At 44.0% G+C, this 4,945-nt stretch carries 6 protein-coding genes and 1 tRNA gene; 5 read left to right on the top strand and 2 right to left on the bottom strand.

The features are described from left to right. The 3 genes from QZ176_RS10260 to ybaK form a co-directional block, all read left to right on the top strand. Nucleotides 1-207, top strand: a 207-nt coding sequence (locus QZ176_RS10260; protein ID WP_365951885.1) for a CBS domain-containing protein, incomplete at its 5' end; no start/stop codon positions are given. Nucleotides 208-215: 8 nt separating this feature from the next. Next, a complete protein-coding gene (locus QZ176_RS10255; RefSeq protein WP_295153365.1) occupies nucleotides 216-977 on the top strand; it encodes a pseudouridine synthase in 762 nt (253 codons plus the stop codon). Nucleotides 978-996: 19 nt separating this feature from the next. Beyond that, nucleotides 997-1,470, top strand: a complete 474-nt coding sequence (gene ybaK, locus QZ176_RS10250; RefSeq protein ID WP_295153363.1) for a Cys-tRNA(Pro) deacylase — start codon at nucleotides 997-999, stop codon at nucleotides 1,468-1,470. 363 nt (nucleotides 1,471-1,833) lie between these two features. Here the strand turns inward: ybaK and QZ176_RS10245 are convergent, their stop codons facing one another. After that, nucleotides 1,834-2,397, bottom strand: a complete 564-nt coding sequence (locus QZ176_RS10245) for a LemA family protein (protein WP_295153361.1) — start codon at nucleotides 2,395-2,397, stop codon at nucleotides 1,834-1,836. Nucleotides 2,398-2,467: 70 nt separating this feature from the next. On the opposite strand from QZ176_RS10245, the gene QZ176_RS10240 reads away from it, so the two are divergent. Both QZ176_RS10240 and QZ176_RS10235 read left to right on the top strand, forming a co-directional pair. Continuing rightward, nucleotides 2,468-2,544, top strand: a tRNA-Met gene (locus QZ176_RS10240). A 201-nt stretch (nucleotides 2,545-2,745) separates the two neighbouring features. Next, nucleotides 2,746-3,339, top strand: coding sequence for an effector protein (locus QZ176_RS10235; RefSeq protein WP_295153359.1), 594 nt, complete (start codon nucleotides 2,746-2,748; stop codon nucleotides 3,337-3,339). 86 nt (nucleotides 3,340-3,425) lie between these two features. On the opposite strand, the gene QZ176_RS10230 is transcribed toward QZ176_RS10235, so the two are convergent. After that, nucleotides 3,426-4,583 carry a hypothetical protein gene (locus QZ176_RS10230; protein WP_295153357.1) on the bottom strand — a complete coding sequence of 386 codons (1,158 nt, stop codon included), beginning with the start codon at nucleotides 4,581-4,583 and terminating at the stop codon, nucleotides 3,426-3,428. Nucleotides 4,584-4,945 lie beyond the last annotated feature (362 nt).

The following is a 4,945-nucleotide window of genomic DNA, read 5'->3' as shown; positions in this document are numbered from 1 at the left end:
CTGATGCGAGAGGATTTTGACATCAATGACGGCGCGCTAAAATATGCCACTAAAAATCCTAAAATGCTAGACGATAAAAATATGCTCGCAATAGACGCGCTAAATTTGATCGAGCAATTTAAAATCCAGGTCCTGCCCGTAGTCGAAAACGGCGTGCCTGCGGGGATCTTGCATATTCACGATCTAACGAGCTTGGGGCTAAAATAATGCAAAAGATGCGTCTGAATAAATTTATCTCCCATAACACCGCCTACTCACGCCGTGAGGCGGACGAGCTGATCAAGCAGGGCAAGGTTAGCATTAACGGTCGCGTCGTTAGCGATTTTATAGAGGTTAGCGGCGAGGAGAAGATCCGCATCGGCTCGCGCCTTATCAAGCCCAAGACGGAATTTACGATGATCGTTTATAACAAACGCAAAGGCGAGTTAGTTACTAAAAAGGATGATCGCGGCAGGCGGACGATTTACGATAGCCTACCGGAGGGGTTTGGCAGATTTGTTAGCGTGGGGCGTTTGGATTTTGCAAGCGAGGGGCTTTTGCTGCTAACCGATGCACCCGCGATCGCTACGGCGCTGATGAACAGCGACATCGAGCGAGAGTACTATCTAAAGGTAAAAGGCGAGGTGAAGGACGAGGTAGTAACGGCGATCCGCGAGGGTTTTTTTGCTGCAGATGCGAGCAAAGGTGCGCACGCTAAAAGCAAGATCAAATCGATGGAATTTAAGCCCTTCTTGGGCTACCGCATAATGCCCAGCAGCGGCGGCTATACGAAGATAAAGGCGATCATTAACGAGGGTCAAAACCGCGAGCTGCGTAGATTTTTCGGCTATTTCGATCTGGATGTCGTGGAGCTTAAGCGCACGGCATTCGGCAGAATGACCCTCGGGATGCTAAAGCCAGGCAAATGGCGCTATTTCGATCAGAGCGAATACGAAGATCTGCGCGATTTTTTGAAAGAAAACAAAATCCGCTATTAAATTTAAGAAAAGAGGTGAAATGAGCTCAAAAACAAACGCCGCACGCGTACTGGACGGTCTGAAAATCCCTTACGAGATCAAAGAATACGCGGTGGATCCTTTAAATTTAGACGCGGTGCACGTGGCAAACAGCGTGAGAGAGCCGATCGAGCGGGTCTATAAAACGATAGTTTGCACGGCGGATCACGAATACGTCGTAGCCTGCCTGCAAGGCGATCTAAATCTAGATCTCAAGGCGCTCGCGCACATTTGCGGCGCGAAGCGTTGCGAGCTGATGGATTTGAAGGATTTACAGAAGGTCACGGGCTACATCAGGGGCGGCTGCTCGCCGCTTGGGATGAAAAAGCACTTCCGCACCTTCATCGACGAGCGAGCGCTAACGCAGGAGAAAATTTACGTTAGCGCAGGCGTGCGGGGAAAACAGATTGCTCTCGCGCCGAAGGACCTCGCCCGTGCCGCAGAAGCGCAAATTTGCAAAATAACGCATGACTAACGTGGCGTTACTTTTGTCGCCACTTGCGTAAGTAACGCCGCCGGCAAGCTAGCCAAAATCTGCACCGCAAATTAGACTTTTAAAATTTGGCATTGTACCGCTTGTCAAAACGATCGCTACCTGGCAAAAAATACAAATCAAATTAATTTCGTAAAATTTTATTGCTCAAATTCTAAGTGCCGCACACCGCAAAATAGCTCAAACGAGATGACGGGCACGCGGGGCGGCAAAGCAAACCTCTCTTTAAAAGGACATGCTTTGTGCGCGCTGTATTTTGCTCGCTATAAAATTTAGCATTGTGGCACTAAGCGTTATTTGCGATAAAATTTTAAAATTTCATCGCAAATTTTCTACGTCTCGCGCCTATTTTTTGAAAAGCTCAGAGACGTTTGGGGCTTGCTTTTCTTGCTCGCTGGCGGCGAAAAATTCCGCTTTGGCGAAGTTAAAAACGCTGGCGATGATGTTAGTAGGAAACATTTCGCAGGCGTTATTATAAACCGTAACGGCGCCGTTATAAGCGCGGCGTGCGGCGCTGATCTGCTCCTCGCACTCGCCTAACGCGTTTTGTAGCTTGGCAAACGATTCGTTAGCCTTGAGGTTCGGATACGCCTCTACTGCAATGCGGATCTGCCCCAAAAGAGCCGAAATTTCGCTATTTAGCTTAAATTTATCCGCGTTAGAAGCCGCGTTGATCGCTTGCGAGCGAAGTTCGCTAACGCGCGTTAGCACGGCGTTTTCGTGGCTCATATATTCGCGCGTAGCGCTAACTAGATTGGGGATAAGGTCGTAGCGTTTTTTAAGCTGTGTATCGACGGTGGAAGCGATATTTCTCACTTGATTACGCTTGGCGATAAGCGAGTTATAAACGCCCACTAACGTCAAAACTAACAAAGTTATAACGACTAACAGAACTATGGTCGCACTCATTTTTTCTCCTTTTAAAGTGTTTCAATTAAAAATAAGAATATTTAGCTATACTTGCCATTTCTTTTCGCGTGTCAAGGTAGCTCAGCTGGTTAGAGCGCTGGTCTCATAAGCCGGAGGTCGAGAGTTCAAGTCTCTCTCTTGACACCAAAACATTATTTCGCGCCCAAGCGCCTTTTGCGATATCGAAAAGCACGCCGCCTTTCGAATATATTTATTATTTTACAAAAAAATTCCTATAGTTTGGCTTTGTATTTGTTTAGATTTGAAAATAAATATTTATAAATTCTTAAAAGCAAATGGTAAAATTACGCACTCGATACTTTTGGCTAAAATTTTACGGGAGGGATCATGAAATTTAAAGACTTTAAAGATGCAAATTGCGCTAACTACGACTTTTTCACCGCCGAGGAGCTAAGCTATAAAGAATTTATCAGGCTTAGTTTCGGCGAGTTCGCCCGCAAAAATCCAAACTCGAGCTGGGCGCTTAGCATTGACGATAGGAGCTTCGATTCGTTTCCGAATTTTACTCAAAAACATCCAATTTGCTTGTCCGATCTAAATTTTAAAGATAGCGTCTTTCAGTTTAGGATCTGCTCCGAAAACAGCGTCCAAAGCCTAGGACATCGCATTTTTACCTGCCTAGACGGCATTCACAAGGACTTCGTCGCAAGCGAGATCAAACAAACCGACGAAGTGATGATGAGGCTAAAGACGGGCGTTTTGAAGGACTTTACCTGCGTCTCAAAGTGCGGCTGGTGGATAACCGACATCTGGCGTGATATGTATCCGGTAGCGGACGAGAGCGAGAGCGAAAATTTCGTTGCAGATATGCTTGATAGCGAGTTTTCGGCGCAAATGCGGCTCATAAACGAGCGGCTTTTGGGCGCGCAAAATAGCGGGGAGCTTGACGGGCTCATCGCCGAGCTAAGGACGCAGGAGTAAATTTTTAAAATTTTGCCCGCGCGTTATTTTTGATGCGGCGAGCAAGCTCGTACGTCTTTGCGGAAAAATTTTAAAATTTCGCCACCTTAAATTTCACCCAGCCCGCCGTTTGCGGCGCAGCTGTTTAGCGGATACGGCGTGAGCCCGTAGTCTGCAGCTTCGACATTCCAAAAGTCCAAATTCGCGCTACGCGAGACGATATACTCAAAGCCCTTTTGATTTAGCTCGATCAAAATTTCAAATTCCTCGCCGTTTTTGCAAACGATACTTTCGAAAAAGTGCGAAAAGCAGGCGATCTTCGCGTTTTCTTTCTGTATCGATTGATTTAGCATGAGCTCCATGTTGCTTAGAATTTTAAATACCGTCTGGCTCGTCTCAAACCTGCCGAAGCGCGCGTAATACTTCGCTAAATTTTGCTCGTTTAGCGTAACGGATTTGGTGCAGTTTTGCATTATCTGCTCGTATATCGCGCCGAAAAGCTCAATCGACGCGTTTTGATTATCTATCGCTTTGTTTTCATGGTTTTCGATGACGACGAAGCCGTCTTTTATGCAAAATTTCTCGTTTTTATAGTAAAAGCTCACCCTTGCGATCTCTTGCTCGAAGCGCTTTTTATAGGTGAAGGGCAGATACGTCGTAACGCCCATTTTATCGATGATCGCAGAGCTTTTGACGCCTCCGTCTAGCTCGTGCTGCATAAAGTAGCGGATGAAGCTGCCCTGCTCGATATCGAAGCTATTTAAATACTCGATCTTGTCCAGATACGCGCAGCGGTAGAGCCGCACGAACTCGGAATTTAGCGAGATATTGATCTCGTCGGGGATGTCGCCGTATTTTTCGGTCACGGGTGCGTCGATGCGCTCTATAATATTCATCTGTTTTTCGACTTTGTCTTTTACGAAAATAGTTATTTTTACTTGCTGCATCTCATAAAGGCGCTTTATCGTCTCGGTCGCGCTTTTGGTGATGTCAGTCTTAAATTTTTTCGCGAGCTCCGATTTTTTGAGCGTCAGCGAAAAATCGCCGTTTTTTAGCTTGTTCTGCGAATACAGAAGATAAAGCAGCTCCTCATAAATCATCAAATGCGAGTAGGTCAAAAAAGTATTATCCACAACTATGACATAATAACAGCGCGTTACGGAGTATCTTTTGTTGTCTCTTAAAAAGTCGTTGTAAATTTTTAGCTTGCTCGCATTTTTCGATACCTTAAATACGTCGTAAGATTCTAAAAATATATTTTCCATATTTCGCCTTAGGTTAAAATTCTGTTGAAATATTACACAATATTTGTTTAAGTTGTTTTAAATTTTATCTTAAGGATAAAAAATATTAGCGAGTAAAATAATTTGTAAAATTTTAGCCATATCTTTAATAATAACTTAAATATAATAAAATAATTTATAGAAATATATTTTTAGTAGGAAAATTTTATAGGAAAAAATTTAATATGAATAAAATTATATTATTTCTTTAAGAATTAGGCATGCTTAGGATTAAATTTTATTAGGAAAGGACGGTTTGAAATGGAATTTCTTATTTTGACGCTATTTTTAATCAGCGGGCTTATATTATATTTTAAGCCGCAGAGGAAAAATTTAGCTACGGG

This window comes from uncultured Campylobacter sp., from assembly GCF_905373215.1.
GTDB lineage: Bacteria > Campylobacterota > Campylobacteria > Campylobacterales > Campylobacteraceae > Campylobacter_B.
The sequence above is the reverse complement of the archived record's forward strand: the minus strand, read 5'-3'. Positions and strand labels throughout refer to the sequence as shown.

Bases quoted from the DNA above. Each gene is read 5' to 3' on its own strand.
- QZ176_RS10255 (WP_295153365.1), top strand. From the start codon at position 216: ATGCGTCTGAATAAATTTATCTCCCATAACACCGCCTACTCACGCCGT.
- ybaK (WP_295153363.1), top strand. From the start codon at position 997: ATGAGCTCAAAAACAAACGCCGCACGCGTACTGGACGGTCTGAAAATC.
- QZ176_RS10245 (WP_295153361.1), bottom strand. From the start codon at position 2,397: ATGAGTGCGACCATAGTTCTGTTAGTCGTTATAACTTTGTTAGTTTTG.
- QZ176_RS10235 (WP_295153359.1), top strand. From the start codon at position 2,746: ATGAAATTTAAAGACTTTAAAGATGCAAATTGCGCTAACTACGACTTT.
- QZ176_RS10230 (WP_295153357.1), bottom strand. From the start codon at position 4,583: ATGGAAAATATATTTTTAGAATCTTACGACGTATTTAAGGTATCGAAA.